The organism is Bradyrhizobium sp. CCGB01 (assembly GCF_024199795.1).
Taxonomy (GTDB): Bacteria; Pseudomonadota; Alphaproteobacteria; order Rhizobiales; family Xanthobacteraceae; genus Bradyrhizobium.
Map to the genome: position 1 here is coordinate 3,533,339 of NZ_JANADK010000001.1, position 22,869 is coordinate 3,556,207.

The following is a 22,869-nucleotide window of genomic DNA, read 5'->3' on the forward strand; positions in this document are numbered from 1 at the left end:
GGGGCGGCCGTGAGGGCCGCCCCTGATACTCGCGATGCTCACGCTCTCCCTGATAGGCATCGGTTGCGGCGATCCCGAGCAGCTTACGCGCGCCGCGATCGGTGCCATCAACGCGGCCGATCTCGTCCTGATCCCGCGCAAGGGCACAGCGAAGTCCGATCTCGCCGATCTCAGGCGCACGATCTGCGCGGATGTGCTGGCAAACGACAAGACCCGCATCGCCGAGTTCGATCTTCCCGTGCGCGACGCAACTGATGCGGACTACCGCAAGGGCGTGGATGACTGGCACGATGCCGTTGCGGCGGCCTGGTCGCAGACGATCGCGGATCATCTGGGAAGCGAAGGCAAGGTTGCGCTGCTGATCTGGGGCGATCCCTCGCTCTACGATTCCTCGCTGCGCATTGCGCGCCGGCTCAATCCCTTGCCTGAGATCGAGGTCGTGCCCGGCATCACCTCGATTCAGGCGCTGTGCGCGGCGCATGCGCTGCCGCTCAACGACATCGGCGAGCCTTTTCTCGTCACGACAGGGCGCCGTTTGCGCGAGGGCGGCTGGCCACAGGGTGTCGATACCGTGGTTGTGATGCTCGACGGCGGCACGGCGTTCCAGTCGCTCGATCCAGCCGGGCTTCACATCTGGTGGGGCGCCTATCTCGGCATGCCCGATCAGATCGTCATGTCCGGTGCACTCGCCGACGTCGGTCCGCGCATCGTCGCTGCGCGACAGGATGCGCGCGAGCGGCACGGCTGGATCATGGACAGCTACATTCTCAAGCGCAGGCCGTAAGCGAGGCAGCATGCTCCCCGAATGGGTCTACAAGAAGTGCCCCGAGATCTCCGCGGTCCATCGCGAGGCGGCGGTCGCGCGGCAGGCGCAACTGACAAAGCCGGCCGGCGCGCTCGGCCGGCTCGAGCAGCTCGCGATCGAGCTTGCGGGCCTGCAGGCGACCGGAGAACCGCGTGCCGCGCGCGTCCCGATCATCGTTTTCGCCGGCGACCACGGCATCGTCGCGCAGGGCGTGTCGGCCTATCCGCAGGAAGTGACCATCGCGATGATGGCGAACTTTGCCTCTGGCGGCGCCGCGATCTCGGTGCTGGCGCGTGAGCTCGGCTCCAGCCTGGAAATCGTCGACGCGGGCACGCTGGCGCGGGAGGCGATGGCGGGAATCGTTATCGACAAGCCGCGCAGCGGCACGCGCGATTTCAGCGTGGAAGCTGCGCTCACCGCTGCGGAGCTGGCATTCGCCTTCGAAGCCGGCCAGCGCGCCGTCGCGCGCGCGGAGGCCCATCAGCCCGATCTTCTGATCTTCGGCGAGATGGGCATCGGCAACACCACGACGGCGGCGGCGATTGCGGCGAGCCTGCTCGGGATGGGTGCCGACGAGGTCGCGGGCAGCGGTACCGGCGTCGACGCGGCCGGCCGCGCGCACAAGGCGCGCGTGATCGATGCCGCGATCGCGCATCATGGCATCGCAAGTGCTCCACCCGAAAAGATCCTGTGCGCCGTCGGCGGCCTCGAGATTGCGGCGATCTGCGGTGCCATCATCGCGGCCGCGCAGCGCCGCATCCCCGTGCTGATCGACGGCTTCATCGTATCGGTGGCGGCGCTTGCGGCCGCGCGGCTGAACCCGTCGTGCCAGCCGTTCCTGCTGCCCTCGCATCAATCGGCGGAGCAGGGGCACCGACTGGTGCTGCGTGCGCTGAATGTGCAGCCGCTGATCAGCCTCGATCTCAGGCTCGGCGAAGGATCGGGCGCGGCCATCGCGCTGCCGCTGGTGCGGCTCGCGTGCAGCCTTCACAACGGCATGGCGACCTTCGCGCAGGCCAATGTGCCGGATCGCCCGGCCTGATCCGGCTCAAGCCGCGCGCTGATTGACGAAGACGACGCGCCAACCGGTCGCGAGCCGGTCGATCCGGGTCAGCGACAGCGGGTCGATCACGAAGCGCAGGGCCGCTTGTGGTGTCAGATCCAGTGCGATGCAGAGTGCGGCGCGGATCGTGCCGGAGTGCACGACGAGCGTTGCTGATCCGGCTCCGATCCGTGACAGACCCAGCCGGACGCGCGCGACCTGATCCTCGAAGCTTTCGCCGCCCGGCGGCCGTCCATGCGCCGGCGCGCTCCAGAACCGCGCATAGGTCTCGCCACCGGTGGCGGCGAGCTCGTCATGCCGCCGGCCGGTCCAGTCGCCAAAATCCTGCTCGCTGAATTCGGTCAGTTGCACAGGTTCGAGTCCCAGCGCGCGCGCCGTCTCAACCGTGCGTCGTGCCGGGCTCGCAAAGCACGCAGCATCCTGCGGCAGCTTCTGCCGCAGGACCTCCAGTTGCGCGCGATCGCCAAGATCGGCCGGCGCGTCGGCTGCGTGGATGGTCCCCGCGATGCCGTCGACGGGCGCATGACGTATCAGCCAGAGGAAGGTCTCGCCTTCCATGCTCGTCTCCAAGGAAGTTGGTCGCTGTGGCAATAACGCCGCAGCTTGTACATTGACTCTGTCTGCATCGTAATCCTAGATGCTCGCGACGGTTTCCCCGAGAGGGGATGAAAAGGGAATGCGGTGCGGGGATTTTGTCCCCAATGCCGCGGCTGCCCCCGCAACTGTAAGCGGCGAATCTTGCATCACGAGCCACTGGGTATCTCGGTCCCGGGAAGGCGACGCAAGGTATTGACCCGCGAGCCAGGAGACCTGCCGTCAGCCGTGGTCACACGCGAAGATGTCGGTCGGGGAGTACAGACATTCGGCTTCATCGGAAGGCTGAAAGCCGGAAGATGGGACCTTGGTTCGCTGTGACGTGCCACTGACGTCATACCGAGGTTCCAAAACCGTGTCTTCCATCCGTCTTGTACGACTGCGCCGCTTCCTGCTCGCTTCCGCTGCACTCACATCGTTTGTATCCGCTGATATGCCCGCCGCCCTGGCGCAGCAGGCCCGTGAACCCCTGCCGCCGGTCGAGGTGTCGCCCGCCCAACCCCGCAAGCAAGCGAAGCCAGCGGGTCGCGAAGCCCAGAGCGCACGCCGCGCGCCAACGCGCAGGTCCGCTGCCGCGGCGGCCGCGTCCAAGCCTGTCGTGCCTGCCGCGACGGCGCAGACGCCGCTCAATACCAATGTGGTTGCCGAAAGCGCCTCGCGGCTCGGCCTGACCGTGCACGAAATTCCCGCAACCGTTGAAGTGATCTCGTCGGAAACCATGCGCGAGCAGGGCTATCGCACCGTGTCCGAGACGGCGCAGGGCGCCGTCGGCGTGACGTCCGGCGACAATCCGGCCGAGCCTGCGGCGTTCTCGATGCGCGGCTTCACCAATAGCCAGATCAACACGCTCTACAATGGCATCAAGATCGGTCCGCAGAATATGACATCGCGGATCACGGACACGGCCAATCTCGAAGCCGTGGAATTCGTGAAAGGTCCGGCCTCAGTGATGTCGGGCGAAGGTGCTGCCGGCGGCGCGATCAATTTCGTCACCAAGGCGCCGCATACGGGACCGGTCCGCAACGAAGCCGATTTTTCCTGGGACTCGCTGAACTCCTTCCGTGCGCACTACGGCTCCGGCGGCAGCACCAATGTGCAGGGCCTCGACTACCGCTTCGACATCAGCCGTTCCTCGCTCAACGGCTTTGCCGACGACACCAACACCAAGACGTTCGATGTGTCGGGCCAGCTCAACTACCGCATCTCCGACAGCCTCAAGGTCTGGGGCGCGATCGAGTATCGCGAAGACCGCTCCAAGGCCTATTGGGGCGCGCCGCTGGTGCCGATCGCCTTCAGCGGGTCGCATGCGACGACGGGGATTGTCTCCGGAAATTATATCTCGAACTACAACAAAACAAATCTCGGCGCGGTCACCATCGACGACCGCACCTTCAACACCAACTACAACGTCCTCGACAATCGCAACGTCGCGCAGGAGGTGTGGCTGCGCGGCGGATTCGAGCTGAAGCTCGCGCCCGACCTGACGCTGAAGAGCCAAGCCTATGGCTACGGTGCGGAGCGCACGTGGTTCAACAACGAAGTTGAGGCGTTTAATTCCGGTACGAACCTGGTCGATCGCGAGCGCTTCTATGTGGCGCACAGTCAGCGACTGGTCGGCAATATCACCGACCTGACCTGGGACACGAATATTGCCGGCTTCGATAATCGGCTGGTCACGACGCTGTCGTCAAGCTACCTCGACTTTGTCAGGCCGGGTGCCGCGAACTTCCCCGGCGACTCCGTCTCGCTGGTCGATCCCGCCCGCGGCTACTACGGCCTGCTCACGACCCAGCAGCAGACCGCCCGCATCGATAACGAGGCGCTGTCGTTCGAGGACCGGCTGAAGCTCACGCGCACCTTCGCACTGATCGGCGGCCTGCGCGTCGAGCATATCGGGCTTGACCGCAATTCGACCGACTCCGCCGGCCTTGTGAAAGCAGGCTTCCCGTTCACAACGGATTGGGCACCGGTGACGGGTCGCATCGGCTACACTTGGGAAGCCGTGCCCGGCCTGACCTTCTTCAGCCAGTACGCCACCGGCGCCGACATCTCCGCCAACAACATCTTCCTGCTGGGACCGACCCAGCCGCTCGACCTGACGACGGCGCGGACCTACGAGACCGGCGTCAAGCATCTGTTCTGGGACAACAGGGCGGAATGGTCGTTCTCGGCCTACGACATCCTGCGCAAGAACGTCTATGCAGCAGCCGGCGGCCAGTCGCTCAACATTGCGGGACGGCAGGAGTCGAAGGGTGTGGAGCTTGCTGCGGCCGTGCGCCCGATCGAGCCGCTGCGTCTGTGGGCCAACATCGCCTATGTCGATGCGCGCTACGCCGACTACAACTTTGCCGGCGGCTCGTTCTCCGGCAACACGCCGCCGAACGTGCCGCGCATCGTTGCCAATGCCGGCGCGTCGTACCGGTTCTTCACGCCCTGGCCGGTGGAGCTCGGCATCACCGGCCGCCATATCGGCGACCGCTACAACACCGATGCCAACGTCGTGACGATGAAGGCGTATACCGTCGCCGACGTCTATGCCTTCGTCGATATCCCCAAGACGGTGTTCAATGCGGTCGATCAGGCTCGCCTGGCCTTCCGCGTGCGCAACATCACCGACAAGCGCTACGCCATCTGGGGCGATCCGTTCTATCCCGACCAGATCCTTTTGGGCGCGCCGCGCACCTACGAGATCTCGGCCGCGTTCAAATGGTAGGGCGCTGACCACATGATGAGCGCGATCGTCCTGCTGCATCGCTGGCTCGGGATCGCGTTCTGCCTGCTGTTCGCGATGTGGTTCGCGACGGGAATCGTGATGCACTTCGTTCCGTTTCCGTCATTGACGGAGGCGGAGCGGTTTTCCGGACTCGCGCCGGTGGATCGCGGAGACGCGAAGATTGCTGTCGCCGATGCCGTGTCCGCGAGCGGGGTCGACGATGCCACGCGCGTTCGCCTGTTCCAGCGAAGCGACGGACCGGTCTTTGTCGTGTCGGGACGGGCGCGTGTCCGCGCGATCCATGCTTCGGACGGACGGGACGCATCGGTGATGTCCGAGGACGTGGTACTCGGTATCGCGCGGGGCCATGCCCGCCAACGCGGGCTCGACGCCGCACGGGCATCGATCGCCGCGCTCTCGGACTACGACCAATGGAGCGTGCCGAACGGCTTTGACCGTCATCGGCCGCTGTTTCGCGTCACCCTCGGCGATGCCGCCGGAACGGAGCTCTATGTCTCGTCGCTCACCGGCGAGATCGTCCTGGATAGCACGCGAAGCGAGCGCGGCTGGAACCTCGCCGGCAGCGTCTTGCACTGGATCTATCCGACGATCCTGCGCAGCAATTGGGCGCTGTGGGACCGCGTCGTCTGGACGCTGTCGCTGCTGGCCTTGATTGCAGCCTTGCTGGGCGCGGTGCTCGGGATCGTGCGGATCAGGATGCGAGGACGCGGCCTCCCAACGCCTTATCGCGGTTGGCATGCCCTGCATCACCTCACTGGCCTCGCGGTAACAGTCTTCGTGCTGACCTGGATTTTCAGCGGCTGGCTTTCCATGGACCATGGGCGCTTGTTCTCGCGCGGCCAGTTGACGGCCTCCGAAGCGAGCGTGGTCAATGCGCCGTCGGATTGGGCCGCGGCGTCATGGCTTGATCGCCGGCCGATATCGTCATCGGCCCGGGAGATCGAATGGTTCGCCTTCAACGGCAATGCCTACCGCCGCGATCGGTCCGCTCTCGGTTCCCAGACATTGATCGGAGCAGGGGACGCGTCCCACGAGGGACAAACGCGATTTTTGAGCACCGACGAAGTTCAGGGATTGACGGCACGCCTTGTCGCGGGCTGCGACTTACCGTCCATTCTCGCCGACAATGACGACTATCCCGCGCAGTCCGTCGTTCCCGGTGCCCCCGTCTACCGCGCCCGCTGCGGCGACGTCTGGTTCGACGTCGACAGTGCCGACGGCAGCGTGCTGCAAAGGCTGGATTCGTCGCGGCGGGCTTATCGCTGGGTCTACAGCGCGCTTCACACGCTCGATTTTCCCGTTCTCATGGCGCATCCGCGATTGCGTGATGCCTTTGTCGTCGGGCTCTGCCTGCTCGGGCTGGTATTCTCCGTCACCGGCATCGTCATCGGCTGGCGGCGCCTGCGATTGACCTTCGTGGCCTGAGCTGCGTCTCGGACAAATCATATGCGGCATGCAAATTGCGGGTTGCGCGGGCGATGGCAGGCGACGATGATCGTCTGACGAGCGGAGCGGTGCGCTCTGCCAACGGGACGATCGTGATCGATGTCAATTCAGCGCAAGCGGCTCGGCATGATCACGCCGTCGTCCAACTCGGTGCTGGAGCCCGTCACAAATTCCATGCTGCATGGCGTGGCCGGCGTCACCGCGCATTTCTCGCGCTTCCGTGTCACCGAGATTTCGCTCGATGCCGCGGCGCTGAACCAGTTCGATGCCTCGGTGATGCTGCTGGCAGCGGACCTGCTGGCGGACGCCAGGGTCGACGCCATCGCCTGGAACGGCACGTCGGCGAGCTGGCTCGGCGTCGGCCGTGACAAGAGCCTTTGCGAAGCGATCACGGCGCGGACCGGTGTCCCGGCCACGACTTCCACACTCGCCTGCATCGATGCCGTCCGCGCGATCGGCGCCAGACGTGTCGGCCTGGTCTCACCCTATACGGATGACGTGCAACGGCGTATCGGCGATGTCTGGGCCGAGGAGGGGATCGTCCCGCATGCCGAGCGGCATCTCGGCCTGCGCGACAACTTTTCCTTCGGCGAGGTCACGCCTGCAGCGATCGAGGATATGATCCGCGCCGTCGCGGCGGAGGGCGCGGATGCCGTGGTCGTCCTCTGCACCAATCTCGACGGCGCCGCACTCGCATCCTCGCTCGAGCAGGAATTGAACGTCACCGTACTGGATTCGGTTGCGGTCACGCTGTGGCGGACGTTGGAGCTTGCCGGTGGCGACATCGGGGCCCTTGCCGGGTGGGGCCGGATCTTCCAGACATCTGCGATCATCAAGTGACGGAGAGGCATGTGACGCAACTCGATCTCGCCATCCGCGGCGGCACCATCGTGACGGCCAGCGACGAGTTTCGCGCCGATATCGGCATTCGCGGCGGCCGCATCGTCAGCATCGCCGATAGAATCGAGGGCGCGGCCGGCGAGATCGACGCGACGGGTCTGTTGGCGCTGCCGGGCGGGATCGACAGCCATGTCCATATCTCCCAGGCTCAAGGTCCTGACGTGGTGATGGCCGACGATTTTGCCTCGGCAACGCGCGCGGCGGCGGCCGGCGGCAACACCATGGTGCTGCCCTTCGCGCTCCAGGAGAAGGGCACGTCGCTGCGAACCTGCGTCGAGAACTACCGCAAGCTCGCCGAGGGCGAGTGCTACATCGACACCGCCTTTCATCTCATCATCTCGGACCCGACCGCCGTGGTGCTCGGGCAGGAGCTGCCGGCCCTCGTCAAGGACGGCTACACCTCGTTCAAGGTGTTCATGACCTATGACGACCTCGTGCTCAGCGACAAGCAGCTGCTCGAGGTGTTCGAGGTCGCGCGCCGCGAGGAGGCGCTGGTGATGGTCCATTGCGAGGGCTACGACGCCATCCGTTTCCTCACCACCAGGCTGGAGCGCGACGGCCACATCGCGCCTTATTATCATGGCACCTCGCGGCCCCAGGCCGTCGAGCGCGAGGCGACGCACCGCGCCATCAGCCATGCCGAGGTGATCGGCGTTCCCATCATGATCGTGCATGTCTCGGGGCGCGAGGCGATGGAGCAGGTGCGCTGGGCCCAGCAGCGGGGATTGCCCGTACACGCCGAGACCTGTCCGCAATACATCACCCTGACGGCCGACGACATGAAGGGCCTGAACATGGATATTACCGGCGCCAAATATGTCTGCTCGCCGCCGCCGCGCGATGCCGAGAGCCAGCAGGCGATCTGGGAGGGCATCACGTCAGGCGTGTTCCAGACCTTCTCGTCCGACCACTGCCCGTTCCGCTATGACGATCCCAAGGGCAAGCTGACGCCGAATGCACGCACCTCGTTCCGCTGGGTGCCGAACGGCATTCCCGGCGTCGAGACCCGGCTGCCGATCCTGTTCTCGGAGGGCGTCTCGAAAGGACGCATCAGCTTGCAGAAATTCGTCGAGCTGACGGCGACCAACCATGCGCGGATCTATGGCCTCTATCCGCGCAAAGGCTCGATCGGCGTCGGCTTCGATGCCGACATCGTGCTGTGGGACCCGAAGCTGAAGAAGACGATCCGACAGGCCGATCTGCACCACGGCGCGGACTACACGCCGTGGGAGGGGTTTGACGTCACCGGCTGGCCCGTCACCACCATCGCGCGGGGCCGCGTGGTGTACGAGCAGGGCAAGATCGTCGGCGACAAGGGTGCGGGCGAAGTGCTCAGCCGCGGCAAGTCGAGCCTGGTGTGAGCGTCACATCGACCCGATGTGACTGGTCACATCGGCTCGATGCCGATCTTCTTGATGATGCCGGCCCACTTCGTGGTTTCTGACGTCATGAAGTTCGTCAGGCCTTGCGGGTCCATCACCAAGGGCTCGGCGCCCTGCTCGACGAAGAGGGCGCGCACTTTCGGATCGTTCACGGCTTCGACCATCGCCTTATAGAGCTTGTCGACGACGGCCTTGTCGGTATTCGCCGGCGCAAGCAGCGCAAGCCAGGCCGCGCTCTCGTAATTCTTCAGCCCGGCCTCGGACGCGGTCGGCACGTCAGGCAGCGCCGTCATGCGCTTGTCGCTGGCGACCGCGAGCGGGCGCGCATCGCCGCTCTTGATCAGGCCGAGGACGTTCGGCAACAGCTGGAAGCCGAGCGGGACCTGGCTCGCGATGAAGTCCGGCGTGTAGGCGGCGATGTTGCGGTAGGGAACGTGCGTGAGCTCGGTGCCCGTGAGCTGCTCGAAATAGGCCGCCGACAAATGCTGCGACGAGCCGACGCCGACGGTGCCGTAGTTCAGCTCCCGCGGATGCGCCTTGGCGTACTCGATCAGCTCGGCCAGCGATTTCGGCGGCAGCTTCGAATTGATCACGACGACATTCGGCATCGTCGCGAACAGGCCGATCGGGGCGAGATCCTTCAGCGGATCGTAGGGCAGCTCCTTGTAGAGCGACTTGTTCGCAGCCAGCGGGCCGGAAGTGCTCATCAGCAATGTGTAGCCGTCCGGGGCCGCATGCGCCGCGGCCGCGGTACCGATATTGCCGCCGGCGCCGGGGCGGTTGTCGACCACGAAAGCCTGTCCGAGCGACGTGGACATGCGATTGAGCAGGATCCGCGTGATGACGTCGCTGGCGCTGCCGCCGGCAAAGGGCACGAGCACCTGGACTGGCCGGGCGGGATAGTCTTGCGCGTGTGCGGGACGCAGCCCGGTGGCGGCGAGAGCCGCGCCTGCGCCAAGCGCGAGCAGCGACCTCCGGTCAGGACGAAATCCCTCGCTCTGCTGCTGAGCGGCGTCTGTGATCTTGCTGCGACCGAACCGTGTCATCTCGGACTGGATCTCCCGACTGTGTCTTGTTTTGCGAACCGAGGGATCGTCCGGGACAAGAGACGTCGGGGATGAGCGCCAGGTCGCGATTTTCTGCGCCTGGACCGTAGTTAGCAGGCCGATGCGACCGTCATGCCGCCTCGTCTCAAAACTTACCAACCCGTCTCATTTTGCGGGAGGCGCGACATCTTGTCCGAGCGCGATGAGCCTTAATCGAGCCCGGTCTTGCCTGGTGACCAATAGGCTTTGGCCTTGATCCGCGCTGATGCAACGCCCGCGGCCTTCAGCGCGCGGCTGACTCGCTGGATCGAGGACGCCTTGCCGGTCAGGACGAACTGCGCTCCGTTTGCAGCGAGGCGCAGCAATTCCGCTTCAACGGTCGTGAGATGATCATCGCCAGCGCTGCGAGCGACCAATCTCGCCTCGCGGAGGTTGACGGCATCCAGCACTTGTCGCGACTCCACGACATCAGTGGTCTCAAAGATGTGGAGCGCACCGCCGGCTTGCAAATTGTCGCGCAACGCCGCCGCGAGGCCAAACGAGGTCTCATCGCCGAACAGGATGACAGGCGCTTCCAGATCGGCAAGATCGAGCGAACGGCGCGGACCGAATAACTGGCAGGTATCGCCTTCGCGTAAACCGCTGGCCCAGCGACTGCCGGGGCCATCGCCATGCGCGAAGGCGAGCAGTCGCGTCCTGCCGCTGCCTGCGTTCCACGACATCGGCGTATAGGTGCGCGCGCTGAGGCCTGAGCCCATCGCGACCTGGACCTTCTGGCCGGCGCTCCAGGCAACGTCCTTGAGTGCGTCGCCTTCGAGCTCGATGAGCCGAAAGCACGGCGAGAGTGTCTCGATGGCGGCGGCGCGCGCAGGGCGCATCAGCCACCGCAGCAGCATTCGCGTGACCCGTCCTTGCGGTGCCTGCGATGGTTCGGAGATTTGCGGCGCTTGGCCGGGCTCGTTCAAGGCTTGGCTCCCATTAATCAGGTTTCATGGCACTGCGGATCATCTGGTCTTGATCGTGAGTTCGTTGCCGCGGCCGGGGTCGAACGGTAGCGACAGCGAGAGATAGCCGTTCCCGGGATCTCTGACGTAGTCGAGATAGCCGGAGGCTTCCTCGAACGCGTTCTCGCCGACGATCAGCGCGCCGGGCTTCAATTGCGGCTCCAGCAATTGGAGAATGGGAAGATAGAGCGTGAAGGCGCCGTCGAGCATCACCATGTCGATCTCGCCAAGGCCGGACGCCAGCGTTTCGCGGGCATCGCCGAGCCGGAATTCAACGAAGTCGGAGAGCCCGGCGGCGGCGACATTGGCGCTGGCGCGCTCGATCTTGCCGGGCTCGAGATCGGTCCCGATCAGGCGGCCGCCGCCCGTGTCGCGCAGCGCGGCCGCCATATAGATCGCCGAAATTCCCATCGAGGAGCCGAATTCGACGATACGGTTCGCCTTGCAGGCGCGGGCGCACATATAAAGAAAGCGTCCGAACCGCGGCGAGACGCTCAGGAAATTGTTGGCATAGTTCTGGTAGACGGCGTTGAGATTGCGGCTCTCGGCCGCAATGGCCTGGCTGATCAACTCCTCACGGCTGCCGGCTTCATCGACCAGCGCCTGCATCAGCGGCGCATCGGCGATCTCCGCCTCCTGGTGAAGGCGATCGAGGACGTCGGCGACCAGGCCCGTGCTGAGTGAATCCATCATGATCGGCTCCCTTGCAATGCGCCACCCGCGCTTCGGAGCCTGGATACGAGATCGTGCGTTTGGCCGCATTCCGCGAACGGGACAATCGATTGCGATTTCCGGTCAGTGTGCGCGGCGCTCGGCCAGATATCGCGCGGGCGGCTTGCCGAGCGCCTTGCGGAACATGGTGACGAAGGCGCTCGCGCCCTCATAGCCGAGATCGAGCGCCACTGCTTGCACCGAGGCACCCTGGTCGAGGCGTTGAAGCGCGATCAGGATGTGGAGCTGCTGGCGCCAGCGGCCAAAGCTCATGCCTGTCTCGCGTTGCAGGATGCGGGTGAGGGTTCTGGGAGCAATCGCGATGCGCCGGCCCCAATCGTCGATCGTGGCGCGATCGGACGGATGCTCCATCAACGCGCTCGCGATGCGGCGCAGCCTCATGTCGACAGGCATCGGGAAGCGCAGCTCCTCGGTCGGCGCGACCGCGAGCTGGTCGAGCAGCACCGTGGCGATCCGTCCGTCGGCGCCGTCGACGTCGTACATCACGGGCATGTGGGTGGCATGGACCAGCAGGCTCGCCAGCAGAGGCGAGATCGACAGCGCGCAGCATTGTCGCGGCAACGCCGGCACAGCCTCCGGCTCGATGAACAGGCAATGCATCTCGACATCGCCGATAACGCTCACGCTGTGCGGGACATTTCCGGGGATCCACACCGCACAGCGCGGCGGCACGATCCAGACGCCGTGCCCGGCCTCCAGCCTGACGATGCCGCGCAAGGTCAGGACCAGCTCGTCCTTGCGATGCGCGTGCATCGCCAGCTCCATGCCCTTGGTGACCATGCGGCCACCGAAGGCGGCAAGGGTGCGCGGCACGATTTCAGGGTCGAAATCCCCGAGGTCGTCGGGGAGAAAATGGTCGTCGTTGAGCCGGAAGAAGGGCATGGCGGGCGATGGTCGGTCCGGACGCGAGGAGTGGGCACAGGCAATATCTGGCCGGCGATCGCGACTTTCAACGCAGGGAGACTTAATCTCGATCGGTTCTAACCGGCGCGCTTCCTTGGCTTGCGCTGCTCCTTGCGGGACGAAGCGCCTTTGCCGCTGGAGGAGGGCTCCACGAACTCTCTCGCCGCGGCGGCGGCCTGCGCCAGATCGTGGCTGATGACGTCCAGCACGGCCTTGGCCGCGACCGACACCGCGCGCCGCGGATGATGCACCCAGGCGATCGAGCGTACGATCCGCTGCGCGTCGAAGCGATGCGCCCGGATGGTCCCGCCTGCCAGCGATTGCCGGAGCGCGATGGTCGGCAGCACCGTCGCGAAATCGGTGGTCGCGATGACGTCGCAGAGCGCGGGCAGGGTGTCGAGCTCGAGCCGCGGCCGCAGGTCGATGCCGATTGCCGCGGCGTGCTCGTCCAGGATCAGCCGCAGGCCATGGCGCTTGGAGGGCAGCACCAGGTCGAAATTCGCGATGTGGTCGAAGCGCAGTTTTGCCGGCGGCCTGAGCGGGCTGTCCTTGCGGCAGGCGAACACCATCTCCTCGTCCATGATGTGATGCGCGGCCAGCGGCGTCTTCCGGCGTGGCACGTTGATCAGCGCGAAATCGAGCTGGCCGGTGTTGACCCAGTCGACCAGCGTCTCGGTGTAGCCCTCGCAGGCCGACAGCGTGATCTCGGGATAGCGGCTGGCGACGGCCGCGGACGAACTCGCCATCGTGCTCTGTGCCACCGAGGTGATGAGGCCGACCGAGACGCGCCCCGAGATGCGCCCGCCGAGCTGCGCCATCTCCTGCCGCGCATATTCGGCGTCGCGCACGATCGGCGCCGTCAGACGCACCAAAGCTTCGCCGGCGCTGGTCAGCGTCATGCCCTGCACGCTGCGATCGAACAGCTTCTGGCCGAGCTCGGCTTCGAGCTTGGCGATCTGCATGCTCAGTGCGGGCTGAACGATGTTGAGCTGGCGCGCGGCACGGGTGACGTTTTTCTCCTCGGCCAGGCACAGGAAATATTGCATCTGCCTGAGTTCCACGGGCCTGGCCTTTCTTCGCCGATCTTGCTCCGGGCCATCATCTCAGATGATGAATGTTATAATCAATCATTATTTGTGGTGATGGGTTGGATTGCCTAGTCTTGCCGCTCGAGGGGGCGCGGTCCCCCCAGGGAGCAAAATCATAAATATGCAGGACGCCAGCCCCAAGCGGATGATCATCGGCATTTCCGGCGCCTCGGGCGTCACCTATGGCGTGCGCCTGCTGCAGCTTCTGCGCAATGCCGGCGTCGAGACCCATCTGGTGATGTCGAAGACCGCCGAGCTGACTTTCGCCTACGAGACCGACCTGAAGATCGCGGAGGTGAGGGAGCTCGCCAATGTCTTCCACGCGAACGACGACATGGCCTCCGCAATATCGAGCGGCTCGTTCCGCACGGCCGGGATGATCGTGGCGCCGTGCTCGATGCGCTCGATGTCCGAGATCGCCTCCGGCGTCACCACGACGCTGCTCACGCGCGCCGCCGACGTCGTGCTGAAGGAGCGCCGTCGCCTGGTGCTGATGGTCCGCGAGACGCCGCTGCATACCGGTCACCTCAGGACGATGACCGCCCTGTCGGAGATGGGCGCGATCATCGCGCCGCCCGTGCCGGCGTTCTACGCAAAACCCGAGAATCTCGAAGATATGGTCGAGCACACCGTCGGCCGTGTGCTCGACCTCTACGACATCGATATCGGCGTGGTGCGCCGCTGGGGCGAGGACGAGGCGCTCAAGCGCCGCTCGCCGTCGCTGCGCAAGATTGCGCCCTGACCTGAAGACGCAAGGAAAGACCCGTTACATGCAAATGGAAACTCCGGCCAAGGCGGGCGCGAAGGCGCCGTTAGATCTGCGCGCCTGGCTCGCCTACCTCGCCGAGCGCGGCAAGCTCGCTATCGCCCGTGAGGGCATTGGTTTGGCCGATGAACTCGCCGCAATCGCCAAGCGGCTGGAGCGCGACAGCGCGGTGCTGTTTCCGCGCCCCGACGGGCACGAGATTCCCGTCGTCGCCAATCTGTTTGCCGGCCGCGACTGGGTGGCCGATTCCATCGGCGTGAGCGAGGACCAGCTGCTGCCGCGGTTCCTGGCTGCCGCAAGCAACCCGCTGCCGACGCATGAGGTCGTGAGCGGGCCGGTGCAGGAGGTCGTGCATGAGGATGTCGATCTGCTCCGCCAACTCCCGGTGCCCAAGCACAATGAGCGGGACAGCGGTCCCTACATCACCGCCGGCCTGCTGATCGCGCGCAATCCGAAGACCGGCGTTCAGAACGTCTCGATCCACCGTTGCCAGATCTCCAGCAAGAACCGCATCGGCGTGCTGCTGCTGCCGCGTCACACGTTTTCTTACTATCGCCTCGCCGAAGAGCTGGGCCAGGCGCTGGAGATCGCAATCGTGATCGGCGCGCATCCGGCGCTGATGCTGGCATCCCAAGCCATCGCCGCGCTGGACGAGGACGAGATGGCGATCGCGGGCGCGCTGCTCGGCGCGCCGGTCGATGTCGTGAAGTGCCGCACCAATTCGGTACGCGTTCCCGCCCATGCGGAGATCGTCATCGAAGGACGCATTCTGCAAGGCGTGCGTGAGCCGGAAGGACCGTTCGGCGAATTCCCCCAATATTACGGCCCACGCGCCAATCGCGAGGTGATCGAGGTCGATGCGATCACGCATCGCAGGGCGCCGATCTTTCACACCATCGTCGGCGGCGGCTTCGAGCATCTCATCCTCGGCGGCGTGCCGCGCGAGGCAACGCTGCTCCAGCATCTGCGTCGCAGCTTCCCCAATGTGCTCGATGTTCGTCTCACGCGCGGCGGCACCTGCCGCTACCATCTCGCGATCAAGATGGACAAGACCAATGATGGCGAGCCGAAGAACGTCATGATGTGCGCATTCGGCGCGCACTACGACATCAAGCAGGTGATCGTGGTCGACAAGGACGTCGACATCTCCTCATCCGAGGAGATCGAATGGGCGGTGGCGACGCGATTCCAGGCCGACCGCGACCTCATGGTGGTCGCGGGCGCGCTCGGCTCAAAACTCGATCCGACCACCGACAACGGCATCAGTGCCAAAATGGGCCTGGATGCGACCGCGCCCGTCAGCGCACCCGAGCTCGCCTTCAAGCGCATTCGCGTCAAGGGCGAGGAGGACGTGAATCTCGCCGCCGCTTTGCAGGCCGATCCGAGCGCGGCGGTCGCGCGCCTTCTTGCGGAGGCGCGAACATGAGCGGATTACCGCCCGCCTGCAACTTGCGTCTTTGTGCGCGGTTGGAATATGAAGCCGGTGCTGCCTATAGTGCCGCGCGAATAAGCCAACCATTTTGCGGCGCAATGCCGGGAGGACGGAACTGATGTCGACGGCCCTGCGCATCGCTCATGGCGCTTTCGGCAGGGTCGCTCTGCTCGACATGGACCGTTCGCTGGTCCGCCACGCCCATCATCACTGCCACGTCCTGCTCAAGGTCGAGGGCGCCGATACGCAGTTCATGGTCGGGGACCAGGTCACGCCGCTGACGGATACCGCCGCCGTTCTCGTCGACGGCTGGAAGCCGCATGCCTATGTGCACGACGCCAATCGTCCGCGCACGCTCATCATGGCGCTCTACATCGAGCCGGAATGGCTGAAGGAGTTCCGTCCCGGCTGGGCCGCGAGCGGCGCGCCGGGCTTTTTCGAGCGGCCGTCGGGAGAGGTGTCGCCGCGCATTCGTCAGCTCACGCTGCATCTGGCGGCTGAAATGATGGCGAATCCGGATGCGGTGCGCACGCACGAGCAGACGCTGTCCGACCTGATGATCGCGGTGATCGAGCGCTTCACGCCCTGGCGCAGTTTCCCCACCTCGATCCGCGGCATGAGCGCGGTGAGCTGCGACTGGCGCATCCGCCGCGCCATGGACGCGATGCGGGTGAACGATTCCTATGCCAATGTCGATCAGTTCGTGAAGGGCGCAGGGCTCTCGCGCGCGCAGTTCTTCCGCCTGTTCGAGACCTCGCTCGGCGTCTCGCCAAAGATCTATCTCAACGTCGTTCGCATGGAGCGTGCGCTCGATGCCGTGATGCGCGAGGATACGCCGCTCGGCGAGCTCAGCGAGCGGTTTGGGTTTCCGGAGCCGGCGCATTTCACGCGCTTCTTCCGCGATCATGCCGGCGTCAGCCCGCGCGAGTTTCGCAACGTCTCGCGTCTTGCAGGTTGAGTCTTGCGGGCCGATATTGCGCTGCACGCTCTCGAATGAGACGATTTGGTAAGTCGTGAGAGTGGGCGGTATGGCCCCCGCATCCCCCGTCCTGACATCTGTCACCGTCGCGTCAAAGAACGCGTCGGGAGGTATGCCGGGACATGTTGCAGGCGGTCAAATCCGCAAATCCGGGAAGTGGCGACGAGCCGTGGGTCGGGCGTTCGATCGAGCGCGTCGAGGATGCCGCGCTGCTCAGCGGCCGCGGCCGCTTCATCGACGATCTCGGCGTTGCGCCCGGCACGCTGCAGGCGACGATTTTGCGCTCGCCGCACGCGCATGCCGACATTCTCTCGATCGATGCTGAAGCCGCGAGGAACCTGCCGGGCGTTGCCGCGGTTCTGACCGGCGAGGACGTCAAGGCCGTCACCACAACCCTCGTCGTCGGCGTGAAGGCTCCGGTCGAGTGCTGGCCCATCGCCATGGACCGCGTGCGCTATGTCGGCGAGCCCGTGGCGGTGGTCGTTGCGACCGGCCGCGCCCTCGCGGAAGACGCGGCCGAGCTCATCAACGTCGAATATCGCCCGCGCGGCGCCGTCGTCGAGCCGCTTGGTGCGATCGCGGCGGGCGCACCGGTGCTGCATGACGGCTTTCCCGGCAATCTCGCCAGCGAACGCGCGTTCCGCTATGGCGATCCCGAGAAGGCCTTTGCGGATGCGCCGCATCGTTTCTCCGTCGACATCCGCTATCCCCGCAATTCCTGCACGCCGATCGAGACCTACGGCGTCGTCGCCTCGCACGATGCCGGCGAAGATGCCTACGAGGTGCTCGCAAATTTCCAGGGCCCGTTCAGCATCCACACAGTCATTGCGCGCGCGCTGAAAGTGCCGGGCAACCGGCTGCGGCTGCGCACGCCGCCGGATTCCGGCGGCAGCTTTGGCGTCAAGCAGGGCGTGTTTCCCTACATCGTGCTGATCGCTGCTGCTGCCCGCGTCACGGGCTGGCCGGTCAAGTGGATCGAGGATCGGCTCGAACATCTCACCGCGTCGGTGTCGGCGACCAACCGCGCGACGACATTGTCGGCGGCGGTCGCAAGCGACGGCAAGATCCTCGCACTCGATTGGGACCAGGTCGAGGATTGCGGCGCTCACCTGCGCGCGCCCGAGCCGGCGACGCTCTATCGCATGCACGGCAACATGACCGGTGCCTACGACATCCGTCACGTCAGCATCCGCAACCGCGTCGTCGTCACCAACAAGACGCCGACCGGCCTCAACCGTGGCTTTGGCGGACCGCAGGTCTATTTCGCGCTGGAGCGTCTGGTGCAGCGGATCGCGATCGGCCTCGGCCTCGATCCGCTCGATGTCATCAAGCGCAATCTGATCGAGGCGGGCGCGTTTCCCTATCGCACCGCGACGGGCGCCTTGCTCGATTCCGGAAATTACCAGGAAGCCGTCGCGCGCGCGGTCGAGCAGGGCAGGCTCGCGGAGCTTAAATCGCGCCGCGATGAGGCGCGGGCGCAGGGGCGGCTCTACGGCATTGGCTTCACCGCGGTGGTCGAGCCCAGCGTCTCCAACATGGGCTACATCACGACGGTGCTCACCGCCGCCGAGCGCCGCAAGGCGGGGCCGAAGAACGGTGCGCAGGCGACCGCGACGGTCGGGCTCGATCCGGTCGGAAGCGTCACCGTTCACGTCGCCTCGGTGCCGCAGGGGCAGGGCCATCGCACGGTGCTGTCGCAGGTCGTCGCCGACGTCTTCGGCCTTCAGCCAAAGGACATCCGCGTCAACACCGAGATCGACACGGCCAAGGACGCCTGGTCGATCGCATCGGGCAATTACGCCAGCCGTTTCGCAGCCGCCGTGGCCGGCACGGCAAAGCTGGCCGCTGAGCGCGTTGCGAGCCGTCTCGCGCGCATTGCGGCGAGCCAACTCAATGTCGAAGCCGCCGATATCGTGTTCGCAAAGGGCTTCGTCGCCTCAAAGCACAATCCGGAGAACCGGATCGCGTTCTCGCGGGTTGCCGCGCTCAGCCATTGGTCGCCGGGCTCGCTGCCCGATGATGCCGGCCAGACCATCCGCGAAACCGTGTTCTGGACGCCGCCTGAGCTGACGCCGCCCGACGAGGACGACCGCATCAATTCCTCGCTCTGCCACGGCTTTATTTTCGACTTTTGCGGCGTCGAGGTCGATCGCACGACGCTGGAGACGCGGATCGATCGCTACGTCACCATGCACGATTGCGGCACCATTTTGCATCCCGGCATGGTCAACGGCCAGATCCGCGGCGGCTTTGCGCAGGCGCTCGGAGCCGCGCTCTACGAGGAATATGCCTATGCCGAGGACGGCAGTTTCCTGACGGGGACGCTCGCCGACTATCTGCTGCCGACCACGACAGAGGTGCCGGAGCCCGAGATCATCCACATGGAGACGCCGTCGCCGTTCACGCCGCTTGGTGCCAAGGGCGTCGGCGAGGGCAATTGCATGTCGACGCCGGTGTGCCTCGCCAATGCAGTCGCGGATGCGCTCGGCGTCGCCGATCTCACGCTACCGCTCGTGCCGGCGCGGCTCGCAGAGCTTGTGCGCGGCGACGAGCCGCCGCCTCCCGCAGGCGGCGCGACGGCCGCGCCCGTGCGTGAAGGCGATCGCCGGCTGCGGGGCGAGGGGCAGGCCTCGGTGAAGGGCGCGCCCGAGCAGGTCTGGGCGATGCTGCTCGATCCCGCGACGCTGCAATCCGTCATTCCCGGCTGTCAGCGCGTCGACAAGGTCTCCGACACGCATTTCCGCGCCGACGTCACGCTCGGCATCGGCCCCGTCACCGGGCGCTATCGCGCCGATGTCGAGCTGTTCGATCTCGATCCGCCGCGCGCGGTCACTCTGCGCGGCGGCGCCACCGGTGCGCTCGGCTTCGGCAGCGCCGAAGGTCGGATCACGCTGGCGCCAGACGGCGGTGGCGGAACCAGGCTGACCTACAGCTATGACGCGGCGATCGGGGGCAAGGTCGCCAGCATCGGCGGCCGTCTGCTCGATGGTGCGACGCGCGTGATCATCGGCCAGTTCTTCACCGCGCTGGCCCGCAAGGCCGGTGGTGGTGGCGCGACGGGCGGCGGCTTCTCGCTGTTCGCCCTGCTGGCGAAGCTCTCGAGCCTGTTCGGAGGGCGCCGATGAAGCCGCCCGCATTCGACTATCTCCGTGCCGGGAGCATCAGTGAAGTCCTCGAAGGGCTCGCGCAGCAAGGCGGCGACGCCCGCGTCCTTGCCGGAGGGCAGTCGCTGATGGCGATGCTCAACATGCGTCTCGCCAAGCCGAAGCTGCTGATCGACATCATGCGTCTCAAGGAGCTCCGCCAGATCGAGCGGAAGGGCGACGCCGTCGTCATCGGCGCCGGCGTGCGCCAGGCTGATCTCCTCGCATGGCCTGATCTCGCCGAAGCGCTGCCGCTGGTGGCGCTGGCGCTGCCCTGGGTCGGGCATATGCAGACACGCAGCCGCGGCACCATCTGCGGTTCGCTCGCGCATGCCGATCCCAGCGCCGAGATGCCGCTGACGCTGGTCGCGCTTGGCGGCGAGGTGCTTTTGCGCAGCGCCAAACGGCGTCGCCGTGTCGCTGCAAAAGACTTCTTCGCCGGCATGATGCTGACGGCGCGTGCCGACGACGAACTGATCGAAGGCATCTCGCTGCCGGTCACCAAGGGATCACGCTTCGCGTTCCGTGAGGTCGCGCGCCGTCATGGCGATTTCGCCATCGTCGCCTGCGCCGCCATGAAGACGCCGACGGGTGTGCGGCTCGCCGTTGGCGGCGTTGCTGACGTACCCACCGCGCGGGACTGGCCGCGGCTCGAAGGGACTGCGCTCGATGATGCCCTCAATGCCTTTGGCTACGAGCTTGGTGCGCGTGACGACGTCCACGCCACCGCGCGTTACCGCCGTGACCTCGTACGCATGATCGGCCGCGACCTGATCGGCGAGGTGCTGCAATGACATGTCTCAAGGCAGAGCAGCGCCATGCCGTCCGCTTCTCGCTCAACGGCAAGCCGGTCGAGGGAGAAGCCGAGCCGCGCATGTTGCTGTCCGATTTCCTGCGGCACCAGCTGGGTGCCACCGGCACCCATGTCGGCTGTGAGCACGGCGTCTGCGGCGCCTGCACTGTCGTCGTCGACGGCATGCTGACGCGGTCCTGCCTGACGCTCGCCGCGCAGGTCGAAGGCTGCGAGATCAGGACGGTCGAAGGGCTCGCGCCCTCCGCCGACCGGCTCGGCGTGCTGCAACAGGCGTTCCGCCGCAACCACGCGCTCCAGTGCGGCTTCTGCACGGCCGGTATCCTGATGTCGCTCGACCATTATCTCGCGAACAACCCGTCGCCGACCGAGGCGGAGATCCGCGATCTCCTCAGCGGGCATATCTGCCGCTGCACCGGCTACACCCCGATCATCCAGGCGGCCCTCGAAGCCGCCGCAGAGCTCACTTCATCCAAAAAAGAGACGTCAGATGCTTGATCTCGCCAGCAGCTTCATGGCCAGCGCCGCGCGCGATCCCCATGCCATTGCCTTGGTCGACGGCGATCTGCGCCTGACCTACCGGCAATGGTACGACAAGATTTCCGCGCTCGTGGCCTCGCTCGAGCGCCTCGGCCTCAAGCCCGGCGATCACGTCGTCACGCTCTTGCAGAACCGCTGGGAGGCCGCGACGCTGCACTGGGCCTGCCAGTTCGCGGGCCTCGTGATCACGCCGATCAACTGGCGCGCCAAGGCCGACGAGCTCGATTATTGCATCGAGAACGCCGAAGCCTGCGCGATCGTCTATCAGGACGTCTCCGCCGAGGCGGTGCAGGGCTCCGCGCTATCGGGCAAGCTGCTGCGTATATTCGTCGATCCCGGAACAGGCGAGGCGACCAGCTTCGCCGATCTGGTCAAGGACAGCGCGCCGGATGCCGAGCCGCGCGTCGGCGCCGATGCCTGGTCGATCATGCTCTACACGTCGGGTACGACCTCGCGCCCGAAGGGCGTGCCGCGCCGGCACCGTGCCGAACGCGCGGCCGCGATCGCCCATGTCGCGCAAAATCTCTACGGCCGCGGCGAGCGCACGCTCGGCGTGATGCCGCTCTATCACACCATGGGCGTCCGCTCGCTGCTGGCTATGTCGCTGATCGGCGGTACTTTCATCTGTCTGCCGCGCTACGACAGCCGCCAGGCGCTGGCGCTGATCGAGAAGGAGGAGATCACCAACCTCTATCTGGTGCCGACGCTCTACCACGACCTCGTCCATCACGAGGCCTTCGCGAAGACCGACGTCTCCAGCGTGCGCAAGCTCGGCTTCGCCGGTGCGTCGATGACCGATGGCCTGCTGAAGAAGCTGAACGAGGCGTTCAAGCCGGAGCTGTTCGTCAATCACTACGGCAGCTCCGAGATCTACACCTTTACGATCGATCAGAACGCGGCGGCAAAGCCCGGCTCGGCCGGCAAGGCGGGGCTGAACCAGCACGTCAAGGTCGTACGCATCGGCGCGAAGTCGATCGCGGAGCTTGCCGCGGTCGGCGAGGAGGGCGAGATCATCGCAACGCTCGCCGGCGACGAGGCCTTCGAAGGCTACTGGCGCCGGCCCGAAGCCGACGCCAAGTCGCTGCGCGAGGGATGGTACTTTACGGGGGATACCGGCCTCATTGATTCCGACGGCGATCTCTTCGTCACCGGGCGTGTCGACGACATGATCATCACTGGCGGCGAGAATGTCTCGCCGGTCGAGATCGAGAGCTGCCTGTCGCTGCATCCGGCGGTCGACGAGGTCGCTGTGGTCGGTGTCGCCGACGAGAAGTGGGGCAAGGTCGTCGCCGCCTTCGTCAAGCGCAACCGTGCCGTTTCCGAGGTCGAGCTGGAGCAGTTCTGCCGCACATCGGGCCTTGCCAATTTCAAGCGGCCGCGCCGCTACGTCTTCGTCGACGCGATTCCCAAATCGCCGGTCGGCAAGCTGCTGCGGCGCCTGCTCGTCGCCGGAGAATACGAGGCCGAGCGCCTGCCGCCATCGGACGCCGCCTGATCATCA

General features: G+C 65.7%; 19 protein-coding genes and 1 riboswitch. Of the genes, 13 read left to right on the forward strand and 6 right to left on the reverse strand.

The genetic code is table 11. The annotated features are described in order from the left end of the window. Nucleotides 1-34 precede the first annotated feature (34 nt). Nucleotides 35-784 (forward strand): precorrin-6A synthase (deacetylating), encoded by a 750-nt coding sequence (gene cobF / locus NLM25_RS16080; protein ID WP_254137593.1) that lies wholly within the window; start codon nucleotides 35-37, stop codon nucleotides 782-784. A gap of 10 nt (nucleotides 785-794) precedes the next feature. Continuing rightward, a complete protein-coding gene (gene cobT / locus NLM25_RS16085; protein ID WP_254137594.1) occupies nucleotides 795-1,847 on the forward strand; it encodes a nicotinate-nucleotide--dimethylbenzimidazole phosphoribosyltransferase in 1,053 nt (350 codons plus the stop codon). Between the two features lie 6 nt (nucleotides 1,848-1,853). On the opposite strand, the gene NLM25_RS16090 is transcribed toward cobT, so the two are convergent. Further along, nucleotides 1,854-2,426: a histidine phosphatase family protein gene (locus NLM25_RS16090; protein ID WP_254137595.1), complete on the reverse strand. Its 573-nt coding sequence runs from the start codon at nucleotides 2,424-2,426 to the stop codon at nucleotides 1,854-1,856. Between the two features lie 72 nt (nucleotides 2,427-2,498). Further along, nucleotides 2,499-2,701: riboswitch (cobalamin riboswitch) on the forward strand. Nucleotides 2,702-2,817: 116 nt separating this feature from the next. Here NLM25_RS16090 and NLM25_RS16095 point away from each other — a divergent pair. From NLM25_RS16095 to hydA, 4 genes are all read left to right on the forward strand, one after another. Then, nucleotides 2,818-5,175 carry a TonB-dependent receptor domain-containing protein gene (locus NLM25_RS16095; protein ID WP_254137596.1) on the forward strand — a complete coding sequence of 786 codons (2,358 nt, stop codon included), beginning with the start codon at nucleotides 2,818-2,820 and terminating at the stop codon, nucleotides 5,173-5,175. A gap of 12 nt (nucleotides 5,176-5,187) precedes the next feature. Next, nucleotides 5,188-6,621 carry a PepSY domain-containing protein gene (locus NLM25_RS16100; RefSeq protein ID WP_254137597.1) on the forward strand — a complete coding sequence of 478 codons (1,434 nt, stop codon included), beginning with the start codon at nucleotides 5,188-5,190 and terminating at the stop codon, nucleotides 6,619-6,621. A 120-nt stretch (nucleotides 6,622-6,741) separates the two neighbouring features. Then, entirely contained in the window at nucleotides 6,742-7,482 is a 741-nt protein-coding gene (locus tag NLM25_RS16105) for an aspartate/glutamate racemase family protein (protein ID WP_254137598.1), read from the forward strand. An 11-nt stretch (nucleotides 7,483-7,493) separates the two neighbouring features. Beyond that, nucleotides 7,494-8,903, forward strand: coding sequence for a dihydropyrimidinase (gene hydA / locus NLM25_RS16110; protein WP_254137599.1), 1,410 nt, complete (start codon nucleotides 7,494-7,496; stop codon nucleotides 8,901-8,903). A gap of 26 nt (nucleotides 8,904-8,929) precedes the next feature. On the opposite strand, the gene NLM25_RS16115 is transcribed toward hydA, so the two are convergent. From NLM25_RS16115 to NLM25_RS16135, 5 genes are all read right to left on the reverse strand, one after another. Beyond that, nucleotides 8,930-9,970 carry a tripartite tricarboxylate transporter substrate binding protein gene (locus NLM25_RS16115; RefSeq protein ID WP_254137600.1) on the reverse strand — a complete coding sequence of 347 codons (1,041 nt, stop codon included), beginning with the start codon at nucleotides 9,968-9,970 and terminating at the stop codon, nucleotides 8,930-8,932. Between the two features lie 209 nt (nucleotides 9,971-10,179). After that, the gene (locus tag NLM25_RS16120; RefSeq protein WP_254137601.1) at nucleotides 10,180-10,935 is read right to left on the reverse strand and encodes a siderophore-interacting protein; all 756 of its coding nucleotides are present in this window, start codon (nucleotides 10,933-10,935) and stop codon (nucleotides 10,180-10,182) included. A 39-nt stretch (nucleotides 10,936-10,974) separates the two neighbouring features. Then, nucleotides 10,975-11,664: an O-methyltransferase gene (locus tag NLM25_RS16125; RefSeq protein WP_254141194.1), complete on the reverse strand. Its 690-nt coding sequence runs from the start codon at nucleotides 11,662-11,664 to the stop codon at nucleotides 10,975-10,977. Between the two features lie 105 nt (nucleotides 11,665-11,769). Continuing rightward, complete coding sequence (locus NLM25_RS16130; protein ID WP_254137602.1) at nucleotides 11,770-12,588, reverse strand: helix-turn-helix domain-containing protein; 819 nt, start codon at nucleotides 12,586-12,588, stop codon at nucleotides 11,770-11,772. 98 nt (nucleotides 12,589-12,686) lie between these two features. Then, nucleotides 12,687-13,655 carry a LysR family transcriptional regulator gene (locus NLM25_RS16135; RefSeq protein ID WP_254137603.1) on the reverse strand — a complete coding sequence of 323 codons (969 nt, stop codon included), beginning with the start codon at nucleotides 13,653-13,655 and terminating at the stop codon, nucleotides 12,687-12,689. Between the two features lie 163 nt (nucleotides 13,656-13,818). Here NLM25_RS16135 and NLM25_RS16140 point away from each other — a divergent pair, with 163 nt between their 5' ends. From NLM25_RS16140 to NLM25_RS16170, 7 genes are all read left to right on the forward strand, one after another. After that, nucleotides 13,819-14,439, forward strand: coding sequence for a UbiX family flavin prenyltransferase (locus NLM25_RS16140; RefSeq protein WP_254137604.1), 621 nt, complete (start codon nucleotides 13,819-13,821; stop codon nucleotides 14,437-14,439). Between the two features lie 28 nt (nucleotides 14,440-14,467). After that, nucleotides 14,468-15,889, forward strand: coding sequence for a UbiD family decarboxylase (locus NLM25_RS16145; protein WP_254137605.1), 1,422 nt, complete (start codon nucleotides 14,468-14,470; stop codon nucleotides 15,887-15,889). A gap of 124 nt (nucleotides 15,890-16,013) precedes the next feature. Beyond that, complete coding sequence (locus NLM25_RS16150) at nucleotides 16,014-16,853, forward strand: helix-turn-helix transcriptional regulator (RefSeq protein ID WP_254117896.1); 840 nt, start codon at nucleotides 16,014-16,016, stop codon at nucleotides 16,851-16,853. Nucleotides 16,854-16,996: 143 nt separating this feature from the next. After that, nucleotides 16,997-19,999: a molybdopterin cofactor-binding domain-containing protein gene (locus tag NLM25_RS16155; RefSeq protein ID WP_254137606.1), complete on the forward strand. Its 3,003-nt coding sequence runs from the start codon at nucleotides 16,997-16,999 to the stop codon at nucleotides 19,997-19,999. Continuing rightward, the gene (locus tag NLM25_RS16160; RefSeq protein WP_254137607.1) at nucleotides 19,996-20,811 is read left to right on the forward strand and encodes a xanthine dehydrogenase family protein subunit M; all 816 of its coding nucleotides are present in this window, start codon (nucleotides 19,996-19,998) and stop codon (nucleotides 20,809-20,811) included. Before NLM25_RS16155 ends, NLM25_RS16160 begins: the two co-directional genes overlap by 4 nt. After that, a complete protein-coding gene (locus NLM25_RS16165; protein WP_254137608.1) occupies nucleotides 20,808-21,326 on the forward strand; it encodes a (2Fe-2S)-binding protein in 519 nt (172 codons plus the stop codon). Before NLM25_RS16160 ends, NLM25_RS16165 begins: the two co-directional genes overlap by 4 nt. Then, nucleotides 21,319-22,863: an AMP-binding protein gene (locus tag NLM25_RS16170; RefSeq protein ID WP_254137609.1), complete on the forward strand. Its 1,545-nt coding sequence runs from the start codon at nucleotides 21,319-21,321 to the stop codon at nucleotides 22,861-22,863. The genes NLM25_RS16165 and NLM25_RS16170 overlap by 8 nt, the downstream gene beginning before the upstream one ends. Nucleotides 22,864-22,869: the final 6 nt, after the last annotated feature.

Coding starts and splice junctions, on each gene's coding strand:
- cobF (WP_254137593.1), top strand. CDS start 35: ATGCTCACGCTCTCCCTGATAGGCATCGGTTGCGGCGATCCCGAGCAG.
- cobT (WP_254137594.1), top strand. CDS start 795: ATGCTCCCCGAATGGGTCTACAAGAAGTGCCCCGAGATCTCCGCGGTC.
- NLM25_RS16090 (WP_254137595.1), bottom strand. CDS start 2,426: ATGGAAGGCGAGACCTTCCTCTGGCTGATACGTCATGCGCCCGTCGAC.
- NLM25_RS16100 (WP_254137597.1), top strand. CDS start 5,188: ATGATGAGCGCGATCGTCCTGCTGCATCGCTGGCTCGGGATCGCGTTC.
- NLM25_RS16105 (WP_254137598.1), top strand. CDS start 6,742: ATGTCAATTCAGCGCAAGCGGCTCGGCATGATCACGCCGTCGTCCAAC.
- NLM25_RS16115 (WP_254137600.1), bottom strand. CDS start 9,970: ATGACACGGTTCGGTCGCAGCAAGATCACAGACGCCGCTCAGCAGCAG.
- NLM25_RS16125 (WP_254141194.1), bottom strand. CDS start 11,664: ATGGATTCACTCAGCACGGGCCTGGTCGCCGACGTCCTCGATCGCCTT.
- NLM25_RS16130 (WP_254137602.1), bottom strand. CDS start 12,588: ATGCCCTTCTTCCGGCTCAACGACGACCATTTTCTCCCCGACGACCTC.
- NLM25_RS16135 (WP_254137603.1), bottom strand. CDS start 13,655: ATGCAATATTTCCTGTGCCTGGCCGAGGAGAAAAACGTCACCCGTGCC.
- NLM25_RS16140 (WP_254137604.1), top strand. CDS start 13,819: ATGCAGGACGCCAGCCCCAAGCGGATGATCATCGGCATTTCCGGCGCC.
- NLM25_RS16145 (WP_254137605.1), top strand. CDS start 14,468: ATGCAAATGGAAACTCCGGCCAAGGCGGGCGCGAAGGCGCCGTTAGAT.
- NLM25_RS16150 (WP_254117896.1), top strand. CDS start 16,014: ATGTCGACGGCCCTGCGCATCGCTCATGGCGCTTTCGGCAGGGTCGCT.
- NLM25_RS16155 (WP_254137606.1), top strand. CDS start 16,997: ATGTTGCAGGCGGTCAAATCCGCAAATCCGGGAAGTGGCGACGAGCCG.
- NLM25_RS16160 (WP_254137607.1), top strand. CDS start 19,996: ATGAAGCCGCCCGCATTCGACTATCTCCGTGCCGGGAGCATCAGTGAA.
- NLM25_RS16165 (WP_254137608.1), top strand. CDS start 20,808: ATGACATGTCTCAAGGCAGAGCAGCGCCATGCCGTCCGCTTCTCGCTC.
- NLM25_RS16170 (WP_254137609.1), top strand. CDS start 21,319: ATGCTTGATCTCGCCAGCAGCTTCATGGCCAGCGCCGCGCGCGATCCC.